This window comes from Candidatus Binatia bacterium (assembly GCA_026415395.1).
Classification (GTDB): Bacteria; Desulfobacterota; Binatia; order HRBIN30; family HRBIN30; genus HRBIN30.
Genome location: JAOAHD010000017.1, coordinates 114,901 through 141,438, shown reverse-complemented (window position 1 = coordinate 141,438; position 26,538 = coordinate 114,901). Strand labels below are relative to the sequence as shown.

At 58.3% G+C, this 26,538-nt stretch carries 27 protein-coding genes; 24 read left to right on the top strand and 3 right to left on the bottom strand.

The features are described from left to right. Positions 1-14: 14 nt before the first annotated feature. From N3C12_13700 to N3C12_13675, 6 genes are all read left to right on the top strand, one after another. Entirely contained in the window at positions 15-971 is a 957-nt protein-coding gene (locus N3C12_13700; protein MCX8073482.1) for a hypothetical protein, read from the top strand. Positions 972-1,081: 110 nt separating this feature from the next. After that, positions 1,082-1,909, top strand: coding sequence for a hypothetical protein (locus N3C12_13695; GenBank protein ID MCX8073481.1), 828 nt, complete (start codon positions 1,082-1,084; stop codon positions 1,907-1,909). Positions 1,910-2,085: 176 nt separating this feature from the next. Next, positions 2,086-3,345, top strand: a complete 1,260-nt coding sequence (gene fabF, locus N3C12_13690; GenBank protein MCX8073480.1) for a beta-ketoacyl-ACP synthase II — start codon at positions 2,086-2,088, stop codon at positions 3,343-3,345. Between the two features lie 43 nt (positions 3,346-3,388). Then, complete coding sequence (locus tag N3C12_13685; protein ID MCX8073479.1) at positions 3,389-4,396, top strand: ArsA family ATPase; 1,008 nt, start codon at positions 3,389-3,391, stop codon at positions 4,394-4,396. Beyond that, positions 4,377-5,495, top strand: coding sequence for an AAA family ATPase (locus tag N3C12_13680; GenBank protein MCX8073478.1), 1,119 nt, complete (start codon positions 4,377-4,379; stop codon positions 5,493-5,495). The genes N3C12_13685 and N3C12_13680 overlap by 20 nt, the downstream gene beginning before the upstream one ends. Positions 5,496-5,596: 101 nt before the next feature. Further along, a complete protein-coding gene (locus tag N3C12_13675) occupies positions 5,597-5,896 on the top strand; it encodes a hypothetical protein (GenBank protein ID MCX8073477.1) in 300 nt (99 codons plus the stop codon). Between the two features lie 3 nt (positions 5,897-5,899). Here N3C12_13675 and N3C12_13670 read toward each other — a convergent pair whose 3' ends face one another. Beyond that, complete coding sequence (locus N3C12_13670) at positions 5,900-6,961, bottom strand: MaoC family dehydratase (protein MCX8073476.1); 1,062 nt, start codon at positions 6,959-6,961, stop codon at positions 5,900-5,902. Between the two features lie 142 nt (positions 6,962-7,103). Here N3C12_13670 and N3C12_13665 point away from each other — a divergent pair, with 142 nt between their 5' ends. Continuing rightward, the gene (locus tag N3C12_13665) at positions 7,104-7,844 is read left to right on the top strand and encodes a class I SAM-dependent methyltransferase (protein ID MCX8073475.1); all 741 of its coding nucleotides are present in this window, start codon (positions 7,104-7,106) and stop codon (positions 7,842-7,844) included. After that, a complete protein-coding gene (locus N3C12_13660) occupies positions 7,841-8,392 on the top strand; it encodes a hypothetical protein (GenBank protein MCX8073474.1) in 552 nt (183 codons plus the stop codon). The genes N3C12_13665 and N3C12_13660 overlap by 4 nt, the downstream gene beginning before the upstream one ends. Before the next feature lie 63 nt (positions 8,393-8,455). Here N3C12_13660 and N3C12_13655 read toward each other — a convergent pair whose 3' ends face one another. Further along, positions 8,456-8,932 carry a hypothetical protein gene (locus N3C12_13655; GenBank protein MCX8073473.1) on the bottom strand — a complete coding sequence of 159 codons (477 nt, stop codon included), beginning with the start codon at positions 8,930-8,932 and terminating at the stop codon, positions 8,456-8,458. A gap of 176 nt (positions 8,933-9,108) precedes the next feature. Between N3C12_13655 and N3C12_13650 the strand changes: the two genes are divergently transcribed. The 11 genes from N3C12_13650 to N3C12_13600 all read left to right on the top strand — a co-directional run bounded on the left by N3C12_13650 (position 9,109) and on the right by N3C12_13600 (position 17,850). Next, positions 9,109-9,861 carry a slipin family protein gene (locus N3C12_13650; GenBank protein MCX8073472.1) on the top strand — a complete coding sequence of 251 codons (753 nt, stop codon included), beginning with the start codon at positions 9,109-9,111 and terminating at the stop codon, positions 9,859-9,861. Next, the gene (locus N3C12_13645; GenBank protein ID MCX8073471.1) at positions 9,858-11,240 is read left to right on the top strand and encodes an aminopeptidase P N-terminal domain-containing protein; all 1,383 of its coding nucleotides are present in this window, start codon (positions 9,858-9,860) and stop codon (positions 11,238-11,240) included. The genes N3C12_13650 and N3C12_13645 overlap by 4 nt, the downstream gene beginning before the upstream one ends. Before the next feature lie 9 nt (positions 11,241-11,249). Further along, complete coding sequence (locus N3C12_13640) at positions 11,250-12,344, top strand: FAD-binding oxidoreductase (protein MCX8073470.1); 1,095 nt, start codon at positions 11,250-11,252, stop codon at positions 12,342-12,344. A gap of 40 nt (positions 12,345-12,384) precedes the next feature. Next, on the top strand, positions 12,385-13,122 hold the full coding sequence (locus N3C12_13635; GenBank protein MCX8073469.1) for a dienelactone hydrolase family protein: 738 nt from the start codon (positions 12,385-12,387) through the stop codon (positions 13,120-13,122). Then, positions 13,076-13,921 carry a lipoyl(octanoyl) transferase LipB gene (lipB, locus tag N3C12_13630; protein MCX8073468.1) on the top strand — a complete coding sequence of 282 codons (846 nt, stop codon included), beginning with the start codon at positions 13,076-13,078 and terminating at the stop codon, positions 13,919-13,921. The genes N3C12_13635 and lipB overlap by 47 nt, the downstream gene beginning before the upstream one ends. Further along, the gene (gene lipA, locus N3C12_13625; GenBank protein ID MCX8073467.1) at positions 13,887-14,735 is read left to right on the top strand and encodes a lipoyl synthase; all 849 of its coding nucleotides are present in this window, start codon (positions 13,887-13,889) and stop codon (positions 14,733-14,735) included. Before lipB ends, lipA begins: the two co-directional genes overlap by 35 nt. A 94-nt stretch (positions 14,736-14,829) precedes the next feature. Further along, positions 14,830-15,435, top strand: a complete 606-nt coding sequence (locus N3C12_13620) for a glutathione S-transferase family protein (GenBank protein ID MCX8073466.1) — start codon at positions 14,830-14,832, stop codon at positions 15,433-15,435. A gap of 81 nt (positions 15,436-15,516) precedes the next feature. Then, positions 15,517-15,948 (top strand): rubrerythrin family protein, encoded by a 432-nt coding sequence (locus N3C12_13615; GenBank protein MCX8073465.1) that lies wholly within the window; start codon positions 15,517-15,519, stop codon positions 15,946-15,948. A gap of 102 nt (positions 15,949-16,050) precedes the next feature. Further along, positions 16,051-16,632, top strand: a complete 582-nt coding sequence (locus tag N3C12_13610) for a DUF3501 family protein (GenBank protein ID MCX8073464.1) — start codon at positions 16,051-16,053, stop codon at positions 16,630-16,632. Beyond that, positions 16,629-17,036, top strand: a complete 408-nt coding sequence (locus N3C12_13605) for a transcriptional repressor (GenBank protein MCX8073463.1) — start codon at positions 16,629-16,631, stop codon at positions 17,034-17,036. The genes N3C12_13610 and N3C12_13605 overlap by 4 nt, the downstream gene beginning before the upstream one ends. 238 nt (positions 17,037-17,274) lie before the next feature. Beyond that, the gene (locus N3C12_13600) at positions 17,275-17,850 is read left to right on the top strand and encodes a hypothetical protein (GenBank protein ID MCX8073462.1); all 576 of its coding nucleotides are present in this window, start codon (positions 17,275-17,277) and stop codon (positions 17,848-17,850) included. Positions 17,851-17,869: 19 nt separating this feature from the next. On the opposite strand, the gene N3C12_13595 is transcribed toward N3C12_13600, so the two are convergent. After that, positions 17,870-18,637, bottom strand: coding sequence for a urate hydroxylase PuuD (locus N3C12_13595; GenBank protein MCX8073461.1), 768 nt, complete (start codon positions 18,635-18,637; stop codon positions 17,870-17,872). Positions 18,638-18,909: 272 nt separating this feature from the next. On the opposite strand from N3C12_13595, the gene moeB reads away from it, so the two are divergent. The 5 genes from moeB (at position 18,910) to gltB (ending at position 26,529) form a co-directional block, all read left to right on the top strand. Beyond that, complete coding sequence (gene moeB, locus N3C12_13590; GenBank protein ID MCX8073460.1) at positions 18,910-20,115, top strand: molybdopterin-synthase adenylyltransferase MoeB; 1,206 nt, start codon at positions 18,910-18,912, stop codon at positions 20,113-20,115. A 21-nt stretch (positions 20,116-20,136) separates the two neighbouring features. After that, positions 20,137-20,367 carry a MoaD/ThiS family protein gene (locus N3C12_13585; GenBank protein ID MCX8073459.1) on the top strand — a complete coding sequence of 77 codons (231 nt, stop codon included), beginning with the start codon at positions 20,137-20,139 and terminating at the stop codon, positions 20,365-20,367. 65 nt (positions 20,368-20,432) lie between these two features. Continuing rightward, the gene (locus tag N3C12_13580; GenBank protein ID MCX8073458.1) at positions 20,433-21,275 is read left to right on the top strand and encodes an enoyl-CoA hydratase-related protein; all 843 of its coding nucleotides are present in this window, start codon (positions 20,433-20,435) and stop codon (positions 21,273-21,275) included. Between the two features lie 155 nt (positions 21,276-21,430). Beyond that, entirely contained in the window at positions 21,431-21,994 is a 564-nt protein-coding gene (locus N3C12_13575; protein MCX8073457.1) for an Lrp/AsnC family transcriptional regulator, read from the top strand. After that, positions 21,994-26,529: a glutamate synthase large subunit gene (gene gltB, locus N3C12_13570; GenBank protein ID MCX8073456.1), complete on the top strand. Its 4,536-nt coding sequence runs from the start codon at positions 21,994-21,996 to the stop codon at positions 26,527-26,529. Before N3C12_13575 ends, gltB begins: the two co-directional genes overlap by 1 nt. The last annotated feature ends 9 nt before the right edge of the window (positions 26,530-26,538 follow it).

The window sequence follows — 26,538 nt, the reverse complement described above, 5'->3', positions numbered from 1 at the left end:
CACGAGGACAAGTGATGAAGAGACAGAGGGCTGTGGAACTGGTGAAAAGCAAGCTGTGCGGGAATGTGCTGCTTCTCTTCCTTGTAGCCGTCGGGCGCGACGGATGGGCGCAGACCGTAGCTCCTTGTCCTGATCCAGGTAGCTGCGCGCGCCTCACGATCGGCAGAGCGAATGGCAGCCCTGGGGCTGTGGTAACCGTGCCGGTGGAATTTCAACAGGGACCGCCGAATTCCGCCCCCGGCGGCATCGATGAAATCGCAGCCATCGCGTTCACTTTGAGCATCGGTCCCAACTTGCAGTTGGCGGATTGTTCCGAAGGAGAGAATGGATTGCCGGCCGCGGTCCGTCGTAACCCGGCAATTTCGAACTTCCGGGTCGTGGTGGAAAACTACACCTGTGCCGGAGGACGCACACACTGTCTGTGTCCAACTGAGGGGCAAACCCCGGACCCCTTCATCAACATTGTAGTTTATGGCCCCGACCCCCTCCCGACTCCGGGGCCGAACCCGGTTGAAATCCCTACTTTGCCGGCTGGCCCGCAAGAGTTATTCACTATCGATCTGCAGGTGGGCGCAGGTGCAAGCGGGCCTCAACCTCTGCACGTGTACACGGAGACCCGCGACAGCGTCCGTCCCCAGTACACCGCGTTCTTGTCGATTGGCGATCGCCTCGCAGTGGATCAGACGTGTGTGCCGGTGAGTGGTCAACCGCCGTGTCAGTCAGCAAATCCGGTGAGCCAGATTGTGGTCGAAGACGGGCAAGTTGACGTTGCTGGTGCTGCCTGCGTTGGTGACTGCGGCGCTGATGGAGAAGTGACCATCGACGAGCTGATCAACATGGTAAACATCGCGCTGGGATCGCGACCGGTGACTGATTGCAACGCGGGTGACGAGAATCGGGACGGAGAGATTACTATTGACGAAATCATCAAGGCGGTGAATAACGCGCTCAACGGGTGCAGTGCGGGCTGAGGGCATTTTGGGAAGTGCGGAAAAGTTCGTTCGGGTCTGGACGAACGTGGTGTTTTTGCGGTAGACGAGTGGCGCTTTTTGCAGCGCATTAGTTGGAGGGAGGAGTGAACATGCGGAGACGATTCGGGCTTCTTCGAGTAGGCGTCGCCTTGGGAGCGCTCGGGCTTTACGGGCTAGCTCCCGGTAAAGCTTGGGGGCAGACTTGTCCTGATCCGCGGCCGGCACCGGCGGGTCCAGCGGTGTATGTTGAGGATTTGAACTTGGACGCTGCTGGGGATGCGGTGATTAGCGTGAAGTTGGCGGCTGGTGGTCAGCAGGTTGCGGGCACGCAGAATGACCTGGTGTTTGATGCGAGCGTGCGGGTGAAGGCACGGCCGAACGGGCGTCCGGACTGCAGTGTGAATCCTGACATTAACAAGGGTGGGACGTCGTTTGCGTTCCAACCGTCTGGGTGCAGTGGGGATAGTTGCACTGGGGTACGGGCGATTGTGTTTGCGACGGACAACGTGGATCCGATTCCGGACGGGTCGGTGTTGTACACGTGCAATGTGACGGTGAGTGGCAGTGGGACGCTGCAGGTGGCCAATGCGCGTGGGAGCAGCCCTGGTGGGCAAGCGATTTCTGGGTTTACGGGGCGCGATGGCAACATCTGCGTGGGTGGCGCGCAACCTCCGACGCCGACACCCACCACCCGTCCGCAGCCGACGGCAACTCCGACAAATACGGAACGGCCAGCACCGACGGCGACGTTCACGGTGGCACCGCCGACGAATACGCCGACCGCGCGTGCCACTGCCACGCCGAGCCCGACTGCGACTTCGGCAGTGGTCGAAGATGAGGACGGCTGCCACATCGTGGCTAATGGCTCGAGCCGCTTCTCGTGGTGGCTGCTGGCGCCGCTTGCGATTCTGGCGCTTCGCCGTCGTCAGCGGAAGTAGGCTGGGTGTAGGCTGGTAAAGCGCTCCAGCCCTTGGCGGGGAGCCCAATTTGGGCTCCCCGCTTTATTTCGTGGCACCTTGGTGAGGACAAGCGGAGGTAGGCCGGTGGGGCGAGGTGACGAGCACCGTCGCGTTGGTTGAATCAGCGCGGCCATTCTTCTAGGCGACCTCGAGCAATGAGCGGCAGCGCGCGACGTGTGGTGGTTACTGGTCTTGGCCTCGTTACCCCTCTTGGCTGCAGTGTTGCTGAGAACTGGGCAAAGCTTTGTGCCGGGGAGTCTGGGATTGCCAAGATCCAGCGGTTCGATGCCACAAACTTGCCGGTACGAATTGCCGGGGAGGTGCGCGGCTTCGACCCTGGCGAGGTCATCGATCGGCGCGAAGCGAAACGACTCGATCTATTCTCGCAGTACGCTTTGGTCGCCGCCGCCCAAGCATTGGCCGACGCGGGCGGGGGCGCTGCCGTTGCCGACCCGGAGCGCACGGCCGTCATGATTGGCGTGGGATTTGGGGGCATCGGCACCGTCGAGGACGGCGTGCGTGATTTTTACGAGAGCGGGATGAAACGGGTCAGTGCGTTCTTCATCCCACGTTTAATCGCGAACATGGCCCCAGCGCATGTGGCGATGAAGTTTGGGCTTCGGGGAGAAAACTTTGCCATCATGAGTGCGTGCGCCTCTGGCGGACACGCCGTGGGAGAGGCCTTCCGCCGTATCCGCTCTGGCGTTCAGGATGCCGCCTTGGCCGGAGGGACGGAAGCGCCCGTGACTCCGCTGACTGTGGCTGGGTTTGCCGCCATGCGCGCCTTGTCGACCAGAAACGACGAGCCCTCACGGGCAAGCCGTCCGTTCGATCGGGATCGCGATGGGTTCGTGCTCGCTGAAGGTGCAGGCGTGCTCTTCTTGGAAACCTTGGAGAGTGCGCGGGCCCGCGGTGCGCGCATTTACGCCGAAATTATTGGATACGGCGCCAACGATGACGCCTATCACTTGACCGCGCCAGCCCCGGAGGGGCGTGGCGCAGCAGAGTGTATGCGCCGAGCCCTGATGGACGCCGGTGTTGAACCCACAGAGGTCGGCTACATCAACGCTCACGGGACGTCGACCCCGCTGAACGATGAAGGTGAAACGATGGCGATCAAAGCTGTGTTCGGAGCTCACGCCTACCGGCTCGCGGTGAGTTCGACAAAATCGATGATTGGCCATACGCTCGGTGCAGCGGGTGCGATTGAGGCAGCGTATACCGTTTTGGCACTCCATCATGGCGTGCTTCCGCCGACGATCAACTACGAGACCCCGGACCCAAAGTGCGATCTGGACTATGTCCCGAACACTGCCCGCCGTATGACGGTGGACGTGGCTCTCTCCAACGCGTTTGGCTTTGGTGGCGCCAACTGTACACTCGTGTTTCGCCGGTACGCAAGTTCCGACTTGTAGTGAATCAGCGCAAGTCTCCACAAATCGCAATTCGAGCAGAACGATGATAACGCCGTATCGCCGCGTGCCGATTCTCGAACGCCGCCTTTGGGTGATTGTTGGCAAAGGCGGTGTGGGGAAAACAACCGTCAGTGTCCTGTTCGCCTTGTGGGCCGCCACACAGGGTAAACGGGTTTTGGTGGCTGAGGTGGATGGAGCCGGGCGCGCTGCGTGGCTCCTAGGAGTAGAGCCGGGGCCCTTGGGGACGGCGCGGGAGGTTCGCTCTAACCTTGCTGTCATGTCGGTAGAAGGCAGCGCTGCGCTCGCCGAGTACCTGCGATTGATTTTACCCGTGCGGCGTGTGTTGGACGTGGTATTTTCCAGTAGAATCTACCAGTACTTTGTTGCCGCAGCGCCGGGGCTCAAGGAGCTCATGACAGTTGGCAAGATTTGGTACGAGGCCGAGCGCATTGATCCGGAAGCCGGCCACCGTGTGTGGGACCTAGTGGTGATGGATGCGCCCGCTACGGGGCATAGTTTGCAGTACCTGCGGATGCCGCAGGCGGCCCGGGAGGTTTTCCCGTCCGGCTTGGTCGGCAGGGAAAGTGCGCGGCTTATGGAGTTGCTGTCTGACCCGGCTCGTACCGCGGTCCACATCGTGACGACCGCTGAGGAAATGCCGGTAAACGAAAGCATCGAAATGTACCAAAGAATTCACAGCGAGCTTCAACTGCCGCTCGGCTATTTGGTGGTCAACCGGTTACACTGCCGTCGTTTCGAGTTGCAGCAACTGCAACTGTTCCGAACGGCTACGGGCCAGCTCCCTGAGAAGCAGCGAGTGATTGCTGAGGCTGTCCTCGACCGCGCGATCGAAGAGGAGGGCTGGAGCGTAATTCACCACGAGCATCTTGCGCGTTTGCAAGCGCACATTGATTTGCCGCGCCTGGAGCTGCCGTTTGTTTTCGCAGAGGAGTTTGGTTCGCGACACTTAGAACAATTACTATCAGTGCTTTCCGCTCAACTCTCGAAGCACGAGGAAAAAGCCCAGGGCCATGGCGTCCGGATTGGCTGAGATTATCGAGAAGCACCGGATCTTAGTTTGTGCCGGCTCCGGGGGGGTAGGGAAGACCACCACTGCAGCAGCCGTTGCGCTGTGGGCGGCCCAGGCAGGACGCCGAGTGTTGGTGATGACGATCGACCCCGCCAAGCGCCTAGCCGACGCTTTGGGCATCGAGGGATTGGGGGATGAGCCGGCAGAAGTGCTTGTACGCGGGGGAGGCTCGCTTGCGGCGCTAATGCTCGACCAAAAGGGCGCGTGGGACCGGCTAGTTGAGCGGCACGCGCCGAGCCCAGAAATCCGCGACAGAATCCTGCGGAATCGTTTCTACCAAACGCTGTCGCAAAGCTTTGCAGGCTCGCAGGAGTACATGGCAATCGAACAGTTGCGGGTACTGCACGAAAGTGGCCGGTATGATCTTATCGTGGTGGACACGCCGCCAACGCGTCATGCATTGGATTTTCTCGAAGCTCCGCAGCGTCTGGCCGATTTCCTCGATCGCAGCATCATCCGCTGGTTTGTTAAGCCCTACTTCTCGGCAAGTTGGGCAACGGTGCGGGTGTTCAACCGCACCGTTGGATTTTTGTTCCGCCGGCTGGAGGAAGCCACCGGAGTCTCTGCATTGGCTGAGGTGTCCGAGTTTTTCACGGCAATGGCCGGACTATTCGAGAACTTCGAGCCGCGGGTGCGGCAGGTTTACGAACTGTTGCGCGCGCCAGAGACTGGTTTCCTTTTGGTCGTCTCGCCTGAGGAGCAAGTTCTGCAGGAGGCGGAATTTTTCCTGGCGCAGATCGGCCGCCTAGGTGTGCACTTGCGCGGCATCGTTGTCAACCGGGTACACCGAGAAGTGTTGATTAGGGGCCGATCACCGAGCCGTCGCGAGGTGGTCGCTGTTCTGAAGAAACTCGGAGCGAGTGCAGAATTGGCCGAAGCGTTGGCGTCAAATTTTGACGACTATCAAGCCCTCGGCAGGGGAGACTTGTTGCGCGTCGAATCTTTCCAACGCTCCGTTCCCCCTGGAACTGTGTTGGTTGCCGTTCCCAATCTAGCCAGCGACATTCACAACTTGGTGGGTTTGGAAACCTTACATCAACATTTGTTCGCGGCAGCTTGACGCAAGAAGCCTGCAGGCTTCTTGAGCAGCGTTGCCAGATCGGTGTATGTATGGGCCATGTCACTCCGGCCAAAAACGGGCTACGCAACAAGGAGGGGACCATGGCCAGTGGAAGGCGATTGGATATTGAGCCGAACCTACGACTGGCGGACTTGAAAAAGCGGCCTCGGCGGAATTCGCGGCTCACGAACATCAAGGTGCCTGCGGAAGTTGGCAAAGCTGTGAGCGAGGTGGCGGAGCAGCTTGGTGTGACCAAGACAGAAGTGGTGATTGCCCTTCTGAACCACGGCTTGCATGTAGCCGCGGTGGCACTCAAAAAGTTGCGGCCAAGACGGGTGCCGCGCGTTACAGCGACGGCAGCCGGGCGGGTCGTGCGGTCAAGCGCAGAGCTGCGGCGTTAGCGGTCAGCAATAGTAGGCTCGACGCTTTACGCCGATTTCACGTTCAAGATAGAAAATCTCTACTCGCTTAAACTCATTGCCCTCGCGCACAAACTTGTGGCCGCGGAGAATCGTTTCCACAATCCCGAGGTCTGGCCTACCAGGGAAATCGCGCTTTGCCTTGATCTCGGTGGAGGCAAACACGGTATCGCCAGCAAACACTGGGGCGGTGTGACGTCCAGTTCTGTACACGATGTCGCAAAGAGCGTTGTCGGCGATGTCGGGGCAGGACAGTCCTAGGCATAGGTTGAAGGGAATGCCTCCGTACACAATGAGTTGTCCGCCGAGATAGCGCTGCGGGTTTTGATCGATCATGAACTGATTGCAGTGCACCTGGGACGTGTTGTCGAGCATCGCGGTCCAGGCAATGTGTTCGGTCGTGATCACTCGCCCTCGGGAGTGCTCGATGACATCGCCCGGGACGAAGTCCTCGAAATAGGTATCCGGGCTGGTCAAGTGAGCGAGTTCCTTGTACCCGCGCGAGGGATCATACGGCGGTAAACGCAATTCGCAGGGTACAATGGGCACGTCAGCGAGAGTGGCTTCTTCCACAACAGCCTCTGGCTTACTCTTCCAAACTTGCACTTTCCGTTCGTACGTGAGGACGACTTCCCCATGCTGATTGCGCCCGGTTGTTTGCACGTGAACAACCCCGAGGTCTGGCTCCCGGGACGAGGGCCGCACGCCAATAACGAGCGATTCTACCTCGATCGTGTCACCGATGTATACCGGCACCCCAAAACGCATGTTGATGTATTCCAAATTCGCCCGCGCATTTTCCGAAATGTCCTCCACGCTTTGGCTAAAGACGACGGCCATGACGAGCCCGGGCGGCAGGACCATGTCGCGGAAGCCATAACGTTGCGCGTACCGCCGGTTCTTGCTCAGAGGGTTGGTGGTCATGTCATACTCTGTGAAAGCATTGAAGAGCCCCTCGGTAACCGTTTTTCCGACTTTGTGGCGGAAAATGTGCCCAACGCGAAAGTCCTCGAGAAAATTCCCTTTCCGTTTGTAAATCGTTGCCATGGCTCTCCTCACCTCCAATAGCCACTTCGCCGAGGTCGGCTTAGTTTGCCAACCGAAAATTGCGGGCCTCCAACCATCGCGAGCGTCATGGGGTGAGTCAAGGGAATGGTTGGGGGCCTATTGGCGAGATTGGTAGTGGACGATGAACGACGAGATCTACGCGGGAAGCGAGCTTGCAAGGGCAATTCTTGCGTCGAGTCGTGAGCTGCGAAGGGAGCTCCCGCCCCCGCGCGGCTGCCCGTTTTACGGGCTAGATCACGACATGTCCTATCCAATTGCGTGGTTGCACGCCCTGTCCTCGCAGGGAATTTTCCGCAAGTACGAATTTGTCTTAGAGCTCGAGAGCGGTTTGGGTGGTAGAGCCCGCTGGGCTGCACATCATTTTGGTTGTCGCGTGCTGGGTGTTGAACCGGAGAGGGAGCGTGCGGCGATCGCAGCACAATTGGGCAAGTACTCGAAGACGCTCGGAGAAGCCGTCTTTTGTGCAGGAAAACTCGTGGCCCTCCCGTTTCGAGATGGGGTATTTACGCATGCATGGTGGCTGTGGCCACGGCATCGCGAGCCAGATCGCTGTTTGCGTGAAGCTTTCCGGGTGCTTCGGGACGGCGGTTACTTAGCGTGGGTCGTGCCCTCGGATCCGATGGCTTGCGCGAGGGCCGAGAGGTTGGCGTGCGAGGCGGGATTTGTGACCACTGAAATCCGGCGGCTGGAAGGGGAGTTGGAGGCGGCTTGGGTGGCGCTGGCTAAAAAGAGAATGGAACGGATGATCCGTAGCTCGGAGCCGGTATTCGCACGTTTGATGGCCAGATCCAGCCATCACAACGGCGTAGGCTCGTGGGCCTTGCTTTTTGCCAGGCGGAGCGCAAGGCAGAGAGGAACATGAAAGCCGCGTGTGGCCTGGAAACGAGGGCGCATTATTTGTCGAAGCCTCCTGATGCAGGGAGAGGGTGGATTCGCAAGCGGCTGGCGGTGTCGGCATTGTCGCTGGCAGTTATGCTCCTCGCCATCATGATGTCTGCGCAACCAGGGCTCTCGACGCCGGTAGACTGCATCCGCGTAATGCGTGAGGCATCGCGAATGACCGAGCAGCGGAAGGGACGCGCGCCGGCGCTGGGGGAATTGTCGAGGCGTGTGGGAGCACCGGCCGCCTTTGTCGAGCGCTGTATGCATACATTTGGCCGTCGAATTCGGCGAGAAGGTGCAGAATCCAGGGAGAGTGCTGCCGCGCTTCTTGAACAGCTTGAGGAGGACGAGATGGAGGAGTCCTTCCCTGAAGATGTCGAGGAGCCTGGCGCCGTTGAACGGCCAAAGCGTGAACCGCGACCCCGTTATTTGTCCATCCGCCCCACTCCGGGCGTAGAAGAGGGATCCGAGTTACTTCCTGGCGAGTGGGAACGATATCAAGAGGACTTAGAACGGGAAAGAGATTGAGGAATTACGCTTTGTTGACGCAGTGGCTACCGCGCCCACCGATCGCGGACCACGCCTATTGGCTCATTTCGTTCGCAATTCGAAAGGACGAGATAGCAGAACCTCTCCCCGTGGTCCGAAAATGTAAATCGTTACGGTGTGTATGTGGCGAACCTCCGCTGGTATGGGCACCTCGCCGGTGATCCGTTGCCAGTTCTGGGTGAGGCGCACCTGCGTGCCGGTCGATACGGGCCCGCCGCGAATGTGACCAGCCGGGCTAAACGGCCCACTCGGGCTTAATGTCGGCCACACGCTCAGCAATGCTCCATTGCTCCGGTCGCCCTTTGCAACAAAAAACACTTGCGCATCGATCGGTCGCGCCGTTGCGTTGCGAACGCGGATACTTACCCGTAGCGTTCGCTGCTGAGTCGTGCTTTCTAACCGAGCGCTAAATCCCTCGAACTCGATGACCGCGGCAAGGTCAGGGGGCAGTGGTTCCTCGGTTGGGGGCGATTTGAGTATGGTCAGGGTGAAGTACCCCAAGGTGGCAACAACCGCCACAAGCGCTGTGTAGGCAATCGAGTTTAAGAGCCTTTTTTGCGTGAGGCGCGGGAACAACGCAGGCCTTCCAACAACTGCTTACGTAGTGGATTTGTGAACTTGGCACAACGCATACTTGGATGTGGGAGCTGTGAAATCTCTGTGATAGGGTGAGAACATCGTTCACGGAGGTGGAGATGGAATTCGGTCCATTTGCGACGGTCGTGGTGATTGCTTTGGCTTTGCTGGTTTCCGGGGTCAAAGTGATCCGCGAGTATGAGCGGGCAGTTGTCTTTCGGCTGGGCCGGATCACGCCATCGCGCGGTCCAGGAATCATTTACGTGATTCCATTGATCGAACAGATGTACCGAATCGACTTGCGTACGGTAACCTTGGATGTGCCCTCTCAAGATGTGATCACGCGCGATAACGTATCGGTGAAGGTGAATGCTGTGTTGTATTTTCGCGTTGTCGACGCAAATCGCGCGGCGGTTGAGGTCCAGAACTACTTGTACGCCGCCTCTCAAATCGCGCAAACGACGCTCCGCAGTGTCTGCGGCCAAGCGTACCTAGATGAGCTGCTGGCGGAGCGCGAACGCTTCAACGCGCGGCTTCAAGAAATTATTGACACGCACACGGAACCTTGGGGAGTGAAGGTTGTTGCGGTCGAAGTGAAACACATCGATCTCCCCGCGGAAATGCAGCGATCCATTGCGCGGCAGGCGGAAGCCGAGCGGTTACGGCGTGCGAAAGTGATCAACGCGGAGGGCGAGTACCAGGCAGCCTTGCGGCTTACGGAGGCAGCCAGCATCATGGAGAAGCAACCCGTGGCGATTCAATTACGGCTGCTGCAAGCGCTCGCGCAGGTGGGCACTGAGCGAAACAACACCGTGATCGTGCCAATCCCCGTCGACTTGGTGCGGACATTGATTGAACGTGCACGAGTATGAAGCACGGAGCGCCAGACGCTGGATTGCTGCCGAGGCGTGAGGTGAGTGTGGTGAGGCCTTTCCCAACAGAAGTCTATGCTGACCGCCGCCGCCGATTTATGGAGCAAATCGGCGCCAACGCGGCCGCGCTGTTCGTTGCCGCGCCGGTTGCTCTGCGCTCTCATGACGTCGAGTATCCGTATAGGCCGGACAACGATTTGCTCTACTTGACTGGCTTCCCTGAGCCGGAGAGTGCGTGTCTCCTGCTACCGGGGCACCCGGAACAAGATTACGTGCTCTTTGTGCGTCCGTACGACTCCGAACGCCAAGTCTGGGTCGGTGGGCACGCGGGAGTTGAAGGTGCCGTGCGCGAGTACGGTGCGCGGCGGGCATACCCGATTCAGCAGATTGATGAAGTGGTCGGTGAGCTCGTCAGCCAGCGTGAGGAGTTATTTTTCCGGTTTGGTCGAGACCCTGAGTGGAACCGCCGAGTCGTCGGCTGGATGCGACAGTGGCAGGAGTTGCGCCCACGTTCGGGTCGCGGTCCGGTGAGTTTGCGTGACCCCGCTGTCATCTTACACGAGATGCGGCTTCGAAAAGAGCCGGTGGAAGTGGAGCGGATGCGCGTGGCGGCGCAGATTGCTGCAGAGGGCCATTGTCGGGCGCTTCGTGAGGTGCGCCCCGGCATGTACGAGTTTGAGGTTGAGGCGTTGCTGGACAGTACCTTCCGGAGTTTGGGCGCAAGCGGCCCTGCCTACCCTTCGATCGTTGCAGCCGGGGCGAACGCCACTGTGCTGCATTACACACACAACGACTGCCCTTGTTTGGAGGGACAATTGTTGCTGATCGATGCAGGGGCCGAGTACGCGTTTTATTGCTCGGATATTACCCGAACCTTCCCAATCGGCCGGAGGTTTTCGCCCCCACAGCGAGACCTATACGAAGTCGTGCTTGCGGCGCAAAAGGCTGCCATCGAGGTTGTGCGCCCAGGAGCCCGTTACGATGAGCCACATCGACGGGCCGTTGAAGTGCTTGTGGATGGGCTCGTGCAGTTACATCTCCTCACAGGGAGTGTCGAGGAGAACATCGCGCAGGAGCGGTATCGGCGATTCTTCATGCATCGTACGAGCCATTGGCTGGGCATGGATGTGCACGATGTTGGAATGTACAAATGCAACGACGAATTCCGCAAGCTGGAGCCTGGATTCGTACTGACGGTGGAGCCTGGTTTGTACATAGGGGAAGATTGCGCTGACGTGCCAGCTGAATTCCGTGGAATTGGAATCCGGATCGAGGATGACGTGCTGGTGACGCCCGAAGGACGCGAAGTGCTTACAGCCTCGGTGCCAAAGGAAGTTGTTGAAATCGAGGCGCTGCGCAGAGAAGCCGTGTTCGCCTAATGGATTGTGATGGCTTGCGAGGTGGCGATCCTAGGGGGCGGTGTCATTGGTAGTGCCATCGCGTATGAGTTGGCTTCGGTTGGATTGTCCGTGGTGTTGTTTGATGACCCTTGCACTGTCGGGCAAGCGACGCGGGCAGCAACCGGGCTACTCGTAGCTGGTCGAAGCCGGACTAGAGCGAGCCTGCAAACGCGCGCGATTGAGATGAGCCTGCGACTATGGACGCGGTGGGCCAAAGCCCTGGAACGGGAGGCGAGCGTGCAAATTGGCTACCGCGCCGGTAGCGTCTTGCGTCTGCCGGAAAGCCCTAAGGAGGCTGAAAACTTGCGCGCCGCGGTTGATCGCGCAAGCGAAAGTGGCGACACGGCTGCGTGGTTGCCGCCGGGAGCTGTGGCAGAGATGGAGCCCCTTGTCGAACCGGTTGCCAGGATGGGAGCGGCGCAATTTAAAAGCGAGGGCACAGTGTTGGCTGATCGGCTCGTTTGTGCGCTTCGGGTCGCGAGCTCCCGAAAGGGTACCGTCGTGCTTAGCGAAGCGGTCAGGGAAGTGGTCCGACGTGGACTCGCATGGGAAGTGAGGTCAGCTGCGACCACCCTATCGGCGAAGGAAATCATCATCGCGGCAGGAATCTACTCGATGGATTTGGCTCAAAGGGCGGGTGTTTGCCTACCATTATATCCGGTGCGAGGGGTGGGGATGTGTGCTCGCGTGGACCGGGCTCCAAAGTTCGCTGTGGCGTTGCGAAGCCTTCAGGTTGTTCCCCGCTCGGCAGTTGAAGTGAACATCGGTGCGTCGGCCGAACGAGGGGAGGGAAACGCCGTAATCGTCTCTGCTGTGCTTTCTGAGCTAAGGAAAAGATCTGTGAGCAGGCTACCATGGTTAGGGCAATCGATCGTGCAGACTGTGTCTTGCGGGATTCGTCCCGCGAGCCTTTTGGGGCGACCAATCGTGAGTCGAGTCCCCGGGGCTCCTGGGCTCTCGGTCGCGGTGGGCCACTATCGGTCGGGACTTGCCCTTGCACCTTTGACCGCCAGTGTTGTGCGAGAGATCGTCTTAGGGAAACCGCGGTCGGATGTGGCGGATTTCTTTGCTTGGCCGCCGTAGCGCGATCAATTTCTCAGGTCGGAGGAGGTAAGGAGGGAAGATGGCCGAGGTCCCGTTGAAGACAGAAGAGCTAACTTTCGTTAGAGAAGGCGAGACGCTGCGTGGCTACGGGGCGTGGCCGCCAAAGCATGACCGCATGCCTGCGGTGGTGGTGATCCATGATGTCCACGGGCTTTTCGAACACTACCGTGATATTGCGCGACGCTTTGCTCGGGAAGGGTTTTTTGCCTTTGTGGTAGATCTTTACAGCCGAGAAGGCGCTCCGAAGCTCCGCACGCCTGAAGAGGTTCAGGGCTGGATTCAAAGCCTCGACGACCGGCGAGTGCTCGGAGATATCGAGGCGGCGGCAAAGTTTTTGCGGAGCCGGATCGAGGTTAAGAGCAATTCAATCGGAGTGCTCGGATTTTGCCTTGGCGGGCAGTACGCATTCTTGGCTGCCTGCCTGCAGAAGAATTTTTCGGCTTGCGTGAGTTTCTATGGAATGCTGCGCTGGCGAGAGAAAACAGCCAACAAGGTGCCTGACCCTCTAGAGGTGGCGGACCAACTAAGTTGTCCCTTTCTTGGGCTGTATGGAGAAGAAGACCCGCTGATCCCGCGCGAGGATGTGAAGCGACTTGAGGCGATTCTCAAGCAGTATGGCAAGGAATACGCGCTGAAGATCTATCGAGGGGCGGGCCATGCCTTTTTCAATGATACTCGTCCCGAGGCCTTTAGGCCGGAAGCAGCTCGCGATGCGTGGCGACGTGCGATTGAATTCTTGCAGGCCCATTTACGGTAAGGACAGGGATATTTTCGGCATGCAGGGTACGGTCCGCGAAAGGGCGAGCGCACGCTACCATGACCAACCACCCTGCATGGAGGGGGCGCAGGCGCCAGCACGGGCTCCCACGGCAGGGGTGCAGGTTGAACTTGCGGTGCGCTTCCTGGGGCGGGTTCCTTACGAAGAAGCGCTGTGCCTTCAGGAGAAACTCGTAGACCACAAACTCCACGCGGGCGGAGCTGACTCCCTCTTGGTGCTTGAACACGAGCCGGTGTTCACTTTAGGGCGCGGCGCCCGAGAGGCTGACTTGCGTGGAGCTGATCGCCGCCTTGGAATCCCAGTGTTTCGCGTGGGTCGGGGCGGAGGCGTGACCTATCATGGGCCTGGGCAGTTGGTTGCCTATCCGATTGTGCGCCTTCCAGTGCCGGATGTTCGTGCCTATGTCCAGTTTTTGTTGAGGGTCGTTTCGGAAGTCTGTGCTACGTACCGGATTGAGGCTCGGGTAGACGAAGAGAAGGTTGGCGTTTGGGCAAAGGGAGGGAAGGTGGCGTCTTTGGGAATCGGACTCCGCCGCTGGGTGGCCTTTCATGGCCTGGCTCTGAATGTAAAGCGGCAGTGCGTGCATCCGTTTCAGGCCATCGTGCCATGCCGGACGCCCGGCCTCGCGTTTACAAGCTTGGAGGATGCGAGCGGTGAGACGCTTGGTCTTGAGGAGGTAGCAGTCCGTTTTTGTGATTGCTTTGTGCGAGGCTGGTCGGAGTTTCGCGGTTGGAGGGACCGAGGTGGAAGTCAGACGGCGGCATCCTCCGTGGCTTAAAGTTCGTGCGCCATCGGGGGAGGAGTTTTTCACCACGAGACGTATTGTAAAGTCGCTACGGCTCCACACCGTTTGTGAGGAAGCTCACTGCCCCAATATTGGCGAATGCTGGTCCCATGGTACGGCCACGTTCATGTTATTGGGTGACGTCTGCACCAGGAACTGCCGCTTCTGTGCAGTGCAGCACGGAAGGCCCAAAGCGCTGGATGAAGATGAACCGAGGCGCATAGCTGAAGCTGTATCGGCTCTCGGATTGCAGCACGTGGTCGTGACCTCCGTCAACCGGGATGACCTGCCTGATGGCGGAGCCGAGCACTTTGCCCGCACTGTCCACGCGATTAAAGCAGCACGTCCGACGTGCACGGTGGAAGTGTTGATTCCCGACTTTCAGGGCAATTGGACTGCTTTGAAACGCCTGTTGGACGCTCCAGTCGACGTGCTCAATCACAACATCGAAACCGTGCCGCGGTTATACCGAAAGGTCCGGCCCGGTGCATATTACGACCGGTCGTTGGCACTGTTGGAGAAGGCGAAAGAGCATCGCGAGGTTAGAACGAAGACTGGCCTTATGCTTGGCTTGGGGGAGGAGCGACATGAGGTCCTCGCTGTTTTACGCGACTTGGCGGCTGTGGGTTGTGACGTGCTCACCCTGGGCCAGTATCTGCAGCCCAGTTCGACTCATTTGCCGGTTGTTCGTTACGTCCCACCGGAAGAATTCGCCGAGCTTCGCTCAGAGGCCTTGGCCTTAGGGTTTCGTTACGTGGAATCGGGGCCGCTCGTGCGAAGTTCGTATCACGCTTGGCGGCACGTGTAGCAGCAGGGCCAGAAATCAGCGCGGGTGTTGTGGACAGTGGCGGCGCTTTTTGCGAAAAACGGGAGTCAACTCACGCTCTGGAGAGGACTCAAGCATGATCGTGCTTTATGACTTCCCTGAATGTCCTTATGCACAAAAGGTGCGGATTGTTTTGGTTGAGAAAGACTTGGAATTCGAAACCAAGCTTGTGGACCTCCGAAAAAACGAGCAGCGCTCGGCCGAGTTTTTGAAGCTGAACCCACTGGGTAAGGTGCCCGTTTTGGTGGACGACGAAGCGAAGATCTACGATTCCACAATTATCAACGAGTATCTGGACGAGGAGTACCCCAACCCGCCGCTCATGCCCGAGGATTCTTACGGCCGCGCGCTTGTGCGCATGTCGGAAGACTTGGCGGACATGCTGTTTACGCCGCGGATTGAACTCTTGCAAACCGAACTGCGACGCGCCGATGGAGAACGTGATGCGGAGAAGGTTCGCCGGCTGCAGACAGAAGTTGTGCAACTTCTGCGGCGGTTGGACGCCACGCTGGGCCGACACCGATTCGTTGCTGGTGAGTTCTCGTTGGCTGACGTCGCTTTCGCGCCCGGGCTCCTATTGCTTCCGAAGCTGGGTATAGAAATCGACTCCTCCCTCGCCAACGTGCAGCGCTGGGCGAAAGAGCTCCAAGAACGGCACAGCATACGCTCGCTGCAGGTTTAGCCAGGGCGAGGGCATTGACAGGGAAACGTGGGTGCCATACAAGCTTAAATGAGAATTGTTCTCGATAAGGAGGGAGATGCGATGGGTAAGAGCTTGGCTGGAACGAAAACGCATGAGAACTTGAAGACAGCGTTCGCTGGTGAGTCTCAGGCAAACCGCCGTTACCTGTACTTCGCGCGGCGAGCCGACATTGAGGGATACCCGGACATTGGCGGGTTGTTCCGCGACACTTCCGAGGCAGAGACGGGGCATGCATTCGGTCACTTGGACTTCCTCAAGGAAGTGGGGGACCCAGTGACGAATGTGCCGATTGGCGACACGGAGAAGAACCTCAAATCGGCAATCGAGGGAGAAACATACGAGTACACGCAAATGTATCCTGGGTTTGCGAAGACTGCTCGTGAAGAGGGATTCGAAGAAATCGCGGAGTGGTTCGAGACGTTGGCGCGGGCGGAGAAATCTCACGCTGGGCGCTTCCAGAAGGGTTTAGAGTCCCTCAAGGCGGCGTCGTAAGTGGTTCGTAGATAAAGAAATGCAACCGTTGACGCTGGCCGGTGCGCACATCGTGTGCACCGGCCGGGTCGTTTTTGGGAGTGTGAATAACGAAAGGCCGTCATGCCGGTTTCGCCTGTGACTTTGGATGAGATTGTCGGGCTTCAACGATACGAAGAGATTCGCGCCGACGTTCGCCGGCGTATCATCGAGCTTAAAAAAAGGCGCCGAGTTTCCGTTGGGGATCGCGTGACGTTCGTGTTCGAGAACCACGACACCGTGTGGTTCCAAATTCAGGAGATGCTCCGTGCCGAGCATATTGTCGACCTTGACCGGGTGCGGGAAGAAATCGCTGTGTACAACGAGCTCATCCCTCGAGCGGGTGAGCTCAGCGCGACGATGTTTCTCGAGATTACCGACTTGGCCAATATCCGCGAGGAGTTGTTGCGCTTCCGGGGGATCGATGAATGCGTGACTCTGGAGCTGGGGCATTTGAGACTCCAGGGAATCTTCGAACCAGGTCGCTCGAAGGAAGACAAACTGAGTGCTGTCCAGTATGTGCGCTTTGCATGCCCGAGCGATGCCGCAGGATTACTACGGCAGATTGATGTGCCCGCTCGTTTGGTTGTGTCTCACCCGAACTACACGGCAACTGCCGACCTCCCCGTAATGGTGCGGGAGTCTCTCGCGGAAGACTTGCAGTGAATTCTGCCTTGAAGCCGAGAAACACTGAGCAGCTCCGAGTGGTTTGGGAGGCGGTGGCCCTGGGAAAGGGGCATCCGACTGCGGAAACGGTCTTCCGACGTGCACGCAAGCGGCTGCCGAAAATCAGCATGGGTACGGTGTACCGCAATCTTCAGAAGCTTGTGCGCGAGAGGCGGCTGCTGGTCATCCGAGCGCCCGACGGGGTCCAGCGATTCGATGCAAGAACGGATGCTCACGATCACTTCGTGTGCCAGCGTTGCGGAGAGGTTGTTGACGTGCCGCTGATGTCGGGGATTGAGGCACCGAACCTCGAAGCCATGGGCTACGTCGTATCCGACAGGCTGGTCACTTGGATCGGTCTCTGCCCTCATTGCCGTGAGCGATCGGGGTCAGCGCCAGCGTGAGGTGGTGAACGTCGTGACAAAATTCCCCCCACCAGATATCGTAGTCGTGTCGAGGTGTAAGTTCTGGGTCGCACCTTTGTTTGTAGCATGGGTTGCCGTATTTGCGGCGTGCCAAAGGCCCGACTCTGGCTCATCCAAAGAACCAGTTGCGGTTCCAACGGTCGACCCTGCGACGGCTGGGTACGTCACCGTGCGCGTTCGTTTTACGGGGTCGGTGCCCGAGCCAAGAGCGCTGACCATGCGAAGTGCGCCTCAGTGCGTCAAGCTACACGACGGGCCGGTCTACGATCAGTCGCTTGTGGTTGGGGAAGAGGGTCGGATCGTCAACGCTGTGGTTTGGGTCGAGAATGGCCCGTTGCCGCCGCGGTTCCCCGCTCCAACTACACCGGTTGTGATTGATCAGAAGGGGTGCCTTTACGAGCCTCGTGTAGTCATCGCGCAAGTGGGTCAACCGGTGGAATTTCGCAACAGTGACCCCGAACCTCACAATGTCCATACGAAACCGCGTCTCGGTCGAGGAACGAACTTCATGTTGAGCAGGGCAGGCACAGCCCGGGTTGTCAAGTTCGAACAGCCGGAAGTGGCCGTACCAGTCGGTTGTGACGTACACCCGTGGATGGCAGCGTACATCGCCGTACTTCCACATCCTTATGGCGCGGTAACCCGGCGGGACGAAGACGCCAAACTGGGGCCGCTACCTCCAGGTAACTACACGATCGCTGTATGGCATGAAAAGCTTGGAACGAAGCGGCAAGAGGTAGAGATCAAACCTCGCAGCGAGCTCTCCCTCGAATTTTCTTTTGGCGATGCCTGAGCGGCTTCCCTGCCAACGTTTAAAACCCCTTTAACTGCGCAGCCCGGTCGTACAGGTGGTATACGAGCATCCATCCGGCGAAGACGACGAGGGTGATGGCAATCGGGTTGGCGAACCCGATCCACGTCGTCGCATGCTGGCTCACCATGAGCATCAGTAGAGGGACGGACATGTACGTGTTGTGGCGCGAACGCTGGCCGGCAAGGGCTACTAGCGTCGGATCCGCAGGCTGGCCTTGCTTGATTGCTTGAATAATTTGCTGCTGTGCTGGCCAGATTCGAAACCAAACATTGAAGGCCATGATGGTACCGAACGTTGCACCCAGGTGGATTGCGTAGCCACGAATGCCAAAGCCACCAACGTACTCGAAGAGAGTGACCAGGATCGCGGATAAAATCAGTCCAGCGACGAAGGCCGTTTGCAGCTCTTTCATTACGGACTTCACCAGAGCGTCGTAAATGAAGGGTGCAGCGAAGACCAGGACGATCATCAGCACCGCCCCGAACGACCAATTGGAACCATGGTCGAACAGCGCCCCGCCATGGTAATAAACCAACAGAAGTAGAAGGACGCCGGTGATCCAGGTGAAAGCAGCGCCCCAGCGGAACCAAAAGAGCACCCGCGGCCTCAACTCTGGGATGACCTTCTTCTTAGCGTCGGCATCGAGCGTTGCTTCGAATGAAGCGTTGACGAAGTTGAGAAAATACAAGTGGCCAATCCACAGAATCCCGAATAACACATGGAGCCACCGGAACAGCGACTCTAACACGGCCATTACTGCATCCATAATCAACCCCTCCTTCCCGCTTCGTTCGTCTTGAACCTAATGGGCCCTTAATAAGCGCAGCGCTTACTGGCCATAAGATTCAAAGTCAAGATTGCGTGTGCCAGAAGGTTCATGGTGCTTTCGAGCAGATGGAAAATCGATGGGCCTGGATCGCCGTTCAACAAGTAGCAGTTTGGACGATGGTGGAATGTCTCTCGTTCGCAGTTGAACAAACGGTGTCTTTGTGTAGGCTTGCTGGTGCCGGTGTCTCCGTGACGCCAAAGGAGTCTGAGATGGCAAAAAGCTTTCAGGAGTTACTGGAGGAGGCCAGACGACTGGTTCCTGAATGGGATGTCGACAAGGTCCGTCGGGAACTCGAGAACGGAACTTGGCTCCTCCTGGATGTTCGGGAGAAAGAGGAATATCGAGAAGGACATTTGCCTGGAGCGGTGTCGCTCCCCCGGGGATTCTTGGAACTGAGGGTGGAGCAGGTAGTCCCTGACAAGTCGAGACCGATTATTGCGTATTGTGCGGGGGGGACCCGGTCGTTGCTTGCTGCCAAACAGCTCCGAGAAATGGGATACGAATGCGTGGTTTCCATGGCGGGCGGGTTTACGGCCTGGAAAAACAAGGGTTTTCCATGGAAGCAAGACCGGCAGTTTACGCCTGAGCAGCTCACTCGTTACAGCCGACATTTCTTGTTGCCGGAGGTTGGTGAAGAGGGGCAAGCCAAGTTGTTGGACGCCAAGGTGCTATTAATCGGAGCTGGTGGGCTCGGTTCCCCAACGGCCTTTTACCTTGCAGCCGCGGGAGTGGGGACGCTTGGCATCGTGGACCACGACGTCGTCGATCTGAGCAATCTACAGAGGCAGATTCTCCACACCAATGACCGAATCGGGATGCCGAAGGTGGAGTCAGCGCGTATGACTTTGCAAGCATTAAATCCCGACGTGAAGGTGATTGGTTACCAAGAGCGCCTCACTTCAGAAAACGTTCTGCGCTTGTTCGCCGACTACGACGTCATCGTAGACGGATGCGATAACTTCCCTACCCGTTACCTGGTGAACGACGCTTGCGTGATGCTCGGAAAGCCCAACGTTCATGGCAGCATTTTCCAGTTTGAGGGCCAGGCATCGGTGTTCTACCCCAAGAAAGGGCCGTGCTACCGCTGCCTGTTCCCGGAGCCTCCTCCACCTGGCGCGGCGCCGAGTTGCGCTGAAGCTGGGGTCCTGGGTGTGCTGCCTGGACTGGTTGGATGTGTGCAAGCTTTGGAAACAATCAAACTCATCCTTGGCGTCGGGCGCCCCCTGATTGGAAGAATGGTGTACTTCGACACCCTGAGCATGGAGGTTCGCATCCATAAGCTGCGGCGAGATCCAAAGTGCCCGGTGTGCGGAGACGAGCCTACGATCACGGAGCTGATCGATTATGAGGAGTTCTGTGGTTTGCGGACCCCTTCGCACGCCCCAGCGGTGAAGCCCGCAGTTGCTGCGCGGTAGACGGGGTGAGGTGGTATGCGCGTGAATGTTAGGCTTCACGCTTCATTGAGAAAGTACCTTCCTCCCGGGGCGGTTGACGACACCGTTGCCGTGGACCTCGCTCCGGGTGCGTCGGTGGCGGACGTGATTGCCCAGTTGGGGATCCCGGAGAACCACGCCAAGATTGCTGTGGTCGATGGCCAGCAGGCAGAGCTCCAAACCCGCTTGCGTGACGGTCAGAACTTGAGCTTGTTTCCGCCTCTCGCCGGATAGAGCGTACGAGACATGAAGCGCACCGAACCCTTGACAAGAACGCGACCTGGTGGCCTTTGGCACGTATGCCGATCCATTACGAAAAATCGAGACACGTGGTCACCATCACGATTGACCGTCCAGAGGCGCGGAATGCGCTAGATCTGGAGCATTTTGGTCAGCTTGCGGAGTGTTGGATACGGTACCGCGACGATGACGACGCGTTTGTCGCCATTTTGACTGGAGTGGGGGACGTTTACTGCGTCGGTGCTGACTTGAAGAAGTTCATTCCGATGGTCACCGACAATGTTGAGCGGCTGGCGACGGGTGGAGCGAGCGAGCAGGTAGAGGGTTCTCGCTACACCATGGCGCATAGTTTGATCGCAGTTCTCCGCGACGGAGCCACATTACCGAATGGCGAGGAATTCGTCCTTTACAAGCCCGTGATCGCGGCGATCAATGGGGTGTGCGCGGCCGGCGGCCTTGAGATGCTTTGGAACACTGACCTCCGTGTCATGGCAGAAGATGCATGGCTACAGTTGGCCGAGCCGCGTCGGGGGTTGTTCCCGGGTGGAGGGTCGACCGTACACAGTGTACGGCAACTGTCGTGGTGTCACGCCATGGAACTTTTGCTGTTGGCCGATCGGGTCCCGGCGCACCGCGCGCTGGAGATGGGTTTGGTCAACGCCGTAGTGCCGAGAAGCGAGGTATTGGCAAAGGCCCATGAGTGGGCGGAGACCATTTGCCTTAATGGTCCGCTCGCAATACGGGCTGTTAAGGAGTCCGCAAAGCGCAGTACGTTTCTCGATCTCAAGAGCGCCTTGAACCTCGAGCTCGAGCTTTCCGCGCGCGTTTTTATGAGTGAGGACGCCCGCGAAGGGGTCCAGGCATTCCGTGAAAAGCGCGCTCCCCGCTGGACGGGTCGCTGACCTGTGTAAGCCCCCCACGAAGGTCGCGTTAAACGGGGACTTTTGACGCGCGGCTGGCGCCGTTTGGCATAGGCACGGCAGGGGATTTTCCTAACTGAGGCTTGACAGAGCGCCGCATGCTTGCTTTTTGTTAGGCCTCGCTTGGAAGAGTCCTTATGAAATTAGGTGCCGCTGAGCTGGAATTGGATACGACCGACGTGGAAATCCTCAATATCTTGCAGGATAACTGCAAGGTGCCGTTTGCGAAGATCGGGGAGCAGGTGGGACTTTCGGCTCCGTCGGTGATGGAGCGGATTAAGAAGCTCGAAGACCACGGGGTGATCTTGGGCTACCGCGCAGTGATTGATGCCCGGCGGGTCGGAAATGATGTGACCGCGTTCATCGGTGTTTCAGTGGGGCACCCTCGGCGCATTGGGCCGTTCGAGGAGGAGATTGGCCGGTTGCCCGAAGTTTTAGAATGCCACCATGTCACCGGGCAACACACCTTCCTGCTGAAGGTCAAGACGCAGAATACTTCTACGCTTGAGAATCTCATTCGAGCTGTACGTTCGATTGAGGGGGTGGAGCGGACGGAAACGATGGTCGTTCTCTCGACGAATGTGGAGAGAACCCAGGTCGCGCTTCCTGCGTCTTCCGCACCAGCCAATCGGAGAATGAGTCGGAAGGCTCGTGTGGAATCTGAGGGCAAAGAGCCAAAGACGATCGGAGGGTTGAGTTGATGTCAATGTTGCGTAGGCCCAAGAGAGAAGGTTTGTACGACCCTTACTTTGAACACGACTCCTGTGGGGTGGGCTTTGTCGTCAATATCAAGGGCGAGAAGTCCCACGACATCATTCTCAAGGGCCTCAAGGTGTTGGAGAACCTTACCCACCGTGGAGCCTGTGGTTGCGACCCGCTGACCGGGGACGGTGCAGGAATGCTGCTGCAGATTCCCGACGAGTTTTTCCGTGAAGTGTGTCGTGACCTTCGGATCTCGCTTCCTGATCCAGGGGAATATGGGGTGGGAATGGTGTTCCTTCCACGCGACCCTGCCGAACGGAACGTGTGTTTGGGGCTGTTCGAGAAGGCAGTACGGGAGAATGGGTTGAGGTTGTTAGGGTGGCGGCGCGTGCCCGTGCATCCCGAGCACTGCGGTCCGCTTGCGCAACAGTCAATGCCAGAGATCCGGCAAATCTTTGTTGGTAAGAGTGCCGAGATTCGGGACCCAGAAGCTCTGGAGCGCAAGCTCTACGTAGTGCGAAAGAGTGTCGAGCGAGCAGTGCGGGAGGCGGGGCTGCGTGATTCCGAGTCGTTTTATGTGCCGAGCCTCTCCAGTCGGACGATCGTCTACAAGGGGTTGCTCTTGCCGCAGCAAATTCCGGCGTTTTATGCGGACTTACGCGACCCCCGGGTGAAGTCAGCGCTAGCGCTGGTGCACCAGCGTTTTAGCACGAACACTTTTCCGTCGTGGGAACGCGCCCACCCATATCGCCTGCTCGCTCACAACGGGGAAATCAATACCTTGCGCGGCAATGAGAACTGGATGCGTGCCCGAGAAAAGATGTTTTCTTCGCCGTTGTTTGGCGATGATATCGAAAAGTTGCGACCAATTATAGAAGAGGCTGGGAGCGACTCGGCAAAGTTCGACAATGCATTGGAGCTGCTGGTTCGGACCGGGCGTTCGCTTCCCCACGCCATCATGATGATGATCCCTGAGGCGTGGCAGAAGCACGAAAGCATGAGCGAAACGAAGCGGGCTTTTTACGAGTACCATGCCTGCCTTATGGAGCCATGGGACGGCCCCGCCTCGATTGCCTTTACAGATGGGCGCCTGATTGGCGCGGTGCTGGATCGCAACGGACTCCGTCCCTCGCGCTACGTGGTCACGCGCGACGGATTCGTCGTCATGGCTTCAGAAGTAGGCGTCCTCGACATTCCACCAGAGAACGTGTTGCACAAGGATCGCTTGCAGCCTGGCCGCCTATTTCTCGTGGATACGGAGCAGGGGCGCATTGTCGGCGACGATGAAGTGAAGGAAAGCATCGCGAGCCGACGCCCATACCGGCAGTGGCTCAACGAAAATCTCGTGAGGCTGGATGATTTGCCGGAACCGCGTGAGTTACTGCCCGTTTACGATCCGGAAACTTTGCTCACCCGCCAAAAGGTGCATGGCTACACGCTGGAAGATCTCAAGATGCTGATGGCACCGATGGCCATCAACGCTCAAGAGGCGGTCGGTTCGATGGGTACGGACACCCCGCTGGCGGTACTGTCCGATCGCCCGCAACTTCTCTTCAACTATTTCAAGCAGTTGTTTGCCCAGGTCACGAATCCTCCCATCGATCCAATTCGCGAAGAAATTGTGATGTCGCTCAAGGCGACGATTGGATCTGAACAGAACCTGTTCGAGGAAACGCCGCTGCACTGCCACCAATTGGAGCTGGAAAATCCGGTGATCAGTAACGTGGACCTGGAAAAGATTCGGCGGATCGCTGCTGGGCGAATTCGCTCGAAGGTGCTGTCGACACTCTTCCGAGTCGCGGACGGCGGCGCTGGCTTGCAACGGGCTTTGGACGAGTTGTGCGCGCAAGCTTCCGAGGCCATTGCTCAAGGGTACAGCATCCTAATCCTGTCCGATCGGGGGCACGACGAAACCTGGGCTCCAATCCCGAGCTTGCTCGCGACCGCTGCTGTCCATCATCACCTGATTCGCGAGGGCACACGCACGCGATGCGGAATCGTTGTGGAATCAGGAGAGCCCCGTGAAGTACATCACTTTTGTTGCTTGATCGGTTACGGGGCCGGGGCGGTCAACCCGTACCTGGCCATCGAAACCATCATCGACATGGTGCGCGATGGCCGGATCAAAGGCGTCGACGAGGATACCGCGGTGGAGCATTACCTGAAGGCCGCCAACAAAGGGGTGCTCAAGGTGATGACCAAAATGGGCATTTCCACCGTGCAGAGTTATCGCGGCGCACAGATTTTCGAGGCCATTGGCCTCAATCGTGAGGTGATCGACCGCTACTTTACGTGGACCGCCTCGAGAATCGAGGGTGTGGGTTTGGATGTAATTGCGCAAGAATGCGCGATGCGTCACCACGACGCTTACCACGTACCCCCGAACCTCGACGGCGAGTTAGACCCAGGGGGACAGTACCAGTGGCGTCGCCGCGGCGAGTACCACATGTACAACCCCGACACGATCGCCAAGTTGCAGCATGCATGTCGAACCGGGAATTATCGCCTGTTTAAGGAGTACTCGCGCTTGGTGAATGAACAGAGCAGGCAGCTTTGCACCATTCGGGGCTTGCTGCGCTTTAAGCCGGGCAACCCAATTCCTCTCAGCGAGGTGGAGCCTGCGACCGAGATCGTCAAGCGGTTTAAAACTGGCGCAATGTCTCTAGGCTCAATCAGCCGCGAGGCACACGAAACCTTAGCGATCGCCATGAATCGCATTGGCGGAAAGTCGAATACGGGAGAGGGAGGGGAAGATCCGGTTCGCTATATCCCGGATCCTAATGGCGACTCGCGCCGAAGCGCCATCAAGCAGGTCGCTTCGGGACGCTTTGGGGTGACTAGCCATTACTTGGTCAACGCTGACGAGATCCAAATCAAAATGGCACAGGGAGCCAAGCCCGGCGAGGGTGGTCAGCTCCCTGGGCACAAGGTGGACCAGTACATTGCGAGCATCCGTTATTCGACCCCTGGTGTGGGTTTGATCTCACCCCCACCGCACCACGATATTTACTCGATTGAGGACCTCGCGCAGCTCATCCACGACCTTAAAAATGCCAACAACCGCGCCCGCATTAGTGTGAAGCTTGTCGCCGAGGTGGGCGTGGGAACCATCGCCGCCGGAGTGTCGAAGGGAAAGGCAGATGTTGTGCTTATTAGTGGCGACTCCGGGGGTACCGGTGCTTCACCACTGACATCCATCAAACACGCCGGACTGCCATGGGAGCTTGGCTTGGCAGAAACGCAGCAAGTGCTGGTGTTGAATGACCTCCGTGGCCGCATCCGTGTCGAGACCGACGGACAACTCAAGACCGGGCGTGACGTCGCGATCGCGGCACTGCTCGGAGCGGAGGAGTTTGGCTTTGCGACAGCCGCCCTGGTGGCCTCTGGATGTGTGATGATGCGGGTGTGCCACCTCAACACCTGCCCGGTGGGAATCGCAACTCAGGATCCTGTGTTGCGGAAGAAATTTCAAGGCAAGCCCGAACATGTGGTGAATTTCATGATGTTCGTGGCCGAAGAGCTGCGCGAAATCATGGCTGAGCTGGGCTTCCGCACTGTGGACGAGATGGTGGGTCGAGTCGACATGTTGGATACGGCGGAAGCGATCGACCACTGGAAAGCAAAGGGCGTGGATTTGAGCCAGATTCTGCACAAGCCGGATGTCCCGCCAACGGTGCCAATCCGCTGTGTGGCGGAACAGGATCATGGCTTGGACAAAGCTTTGGACAACGAGCTCATCCGCTTGGCGATGCCAGCACTCGAGCGTGGCGAACCTGTGGAGATCAGCATGCCGATACGCAACGTCAACCGTACTGTGTGCACCATGCTGTCCGCAGAAATCTCGCGCCGTTACGGGGAAAAGGGGCTGCCTCCGGATACGATCCGCATCAAGTTTACGGGTTCGGCTGGGCAGAGTTTCTGTGCCTTCCTGGCCAATGGGGTGTCCGTGGAACTGGAGGGAGACGCCAATGACTACTTCGGCAAAGGCCTCTCTGGTGGCCGCATTGTGGCGTACCCCCCGCGAGAAGCAAGTTTTGTTGCCGAGGAAAATATCATCGTTGGCAACGTTTCTCTTTATGGAGCGACGGGAGGCGAGGTTTTCTTGCGCGGCATGGCAGGTGAGCGCTTCTGCGTGCGCAACAGTGGTGTGACCGCGGTGGTGGAGGGGGTTGGCGACCATGGTTGCGAGTATATGACCCGTGGCACCGTTGTGATTTTGGGCCCGACCGGACGCAACTTCGCCGCGGGAATGAGCGGCGGACTCGCTTACGTTTTGGACCTCGACGGCAAGTTCGCGAGCCGTTGTAACATGGGAATGGTCGACATTGTGCCGCTGGATGAAGAAGATATGGAGGTGGTGCACGACCTTGTCCGGCGGCATTATGCCTATACGCATAGTGCGGTAGCCTGGAGGGTTTTGTCGGGCTGGAAGGACTATGTCGCCAAATTCGTCAAGGTGTTCCCTGTTGAATACCAACAAGTGCTGCGCAAACAGCACCTGGACTCCGAGGCGGCAAAGTTGGCGAGCATTTAGTGGACTGAT

Bases quoted from the DNA above. Each gene is read 5' to 3' on its own strand.
- N3C12_13700 (MCX8073482.1), top strand. From the start codon at position 15: ATGAAGAGACAGAGGGCTGTGGAACTGGTGAAAAGCAAGCTGTGCGGG.
- N3C12_13695 (MCX8073481.1), top strand. From the start codon at position 1,082: ATGCGGAGACGATTCGGGCTTCTTCGAGTAGGCGTCGCCTTGGGAGCG.
- fabF (MCX8073480.1), top strand. From the start codon at position 2,086: ATGAGCGGCAGCGCGCGACGTGTGGTGGTTACTGGTCTTGGCCTCGTT.
- N3C12_13685 (MCX8073479.1), top strand. From the start codon at position 3,389: ATGATAACGCCGTATCGCCGCGTGCCGATTCTCGAACGCCGCCTTTGG.
- N3C12_13680 (MCX8073478.1), top strand. From the start codon at position 4,377: ATGGCGTCCGGATTGGCTGAGATTATCGAGAAGCACCGGATCTTAGTT.
- N3C12_13675 (MCX8073477.1), top strand. From the start codon at position 5,597: ATGGCCAGTGGAAGGCGATTGGATATTGAGCCGAACCTACGACTGGCG.
- N3C12_13670 (MCX8073476.1), bottom strand. From the start codon at position 6,961: ATGGCAACGATTTACAAACGGAAAGGGAATTTTCTCGAGGACTTTCGC.
- N3C12_13665 (MCX8073475.1), top strand. From the start codon at position 7,104: ATGAACGACGAGATCTACGCGGGAAGCGAGCTTGCAAGGGCAATTCTT.
- N3C12_13660 (MCX8073474.1), top strand. From the start codon at position 7,841: ATGAAAGCCGCGTGTGGCCTGGAAACGAGGGCGCATTATTTGTCGAAG.
- N3C12_13650 (MCX8073472.1), top strand. From the start codon at position 9,109: ATGGAATTCGGTCCATTTGCGACGGTCGTGGTGATTGCTTTGGCTTTG.
- N3C12_13645 (MCX8073471.1), top strand. From the start codon at position 9,858: ATGAAGCACGGAGCGCCAGACGCTGGATTGCTGCCGAGGCGTGAGGTG.
- N3C12_13640 (MCX8073470.1), top strand. From the start codon at position 11,250: ATGGCTTGCGAGGTGGCGATCCTAGGGGGCGGTGTCATTGGTAGTGCC.
- N3C12_13635 (MCX8073469.1), top strand. From the start codon at position 12,385: ATGGCCGAGGTCCCGTTGAAGACAGAAGAGCTAACTTTCGTTAGAGAA.
- lipB (MCX8073468.1), top strand. From the start codon at position 13,076: ATGCGTGGCGACGTGCGATTGAATTCTTGCAGGCCCATTTACGGTAAG.
- N3C12_13620 (MCX8073466.1), top strand. From the start codon at position 14,830: ATGATCGTGCTTTATGACTTCCCTGAATGTCCTTATGCACAAAAGGTG.
- N3C12_13615 (MCX8073465.1), top strand. From the start codon at position 15,517: ATGGGTAAGAGCTTGGCTGGAACGAAAACGCATGAGAACTTGAAGACA.
- N3C12_13610 (MCX8073464.1), top strand. From the start codon at position 16,051: ATGCCGGTTTCGCCTGTGACTTTGGATGAGATTGTCGGGCTTCAACGA.
- N3C12_13600 (MCX8073462.1), top strand. From the start codon at position 17,275: ATGCGAAGTGCGCCTCAGTGCGTCAAGCTACACGACGGGCCGGTCTAC.
- N3C12_13595 (MCX8073461.1), bottom strand. From the start codon at position 18,637: ATGGATGCAGTAATGGCCGTGTTAGAGTCGCTGTTCCGGTGGCTCCAT.
- moeB (MCX8073460.1), top strand. From the start codon at position 18,910: ATGGCAAAAAGCTTTCAGGAGTTACTGGAGGAGGCCAGACGACTGGTT.
- N3C12_13580 (MCX8073458.1), top strand. From the start codon at position 20,433: ATGCCGATCCATTACGAAAAATCGAGACACGTGGTCACCATCACGATT.
- N3C12_13575 (MCX8073457.1), top strand. From the start codon at position 21,431: ATGAAATTAGGTGCCGCTGAGCTGGAATTGGATACGACCGACGTGGAA.
- gltB (MCX8073456.1), top strand. From the start codon at position 21,994: ATGTCAATGTTGCGTAGGCCCAAGAGAGAAGGTTTGTACGACCCTTAC.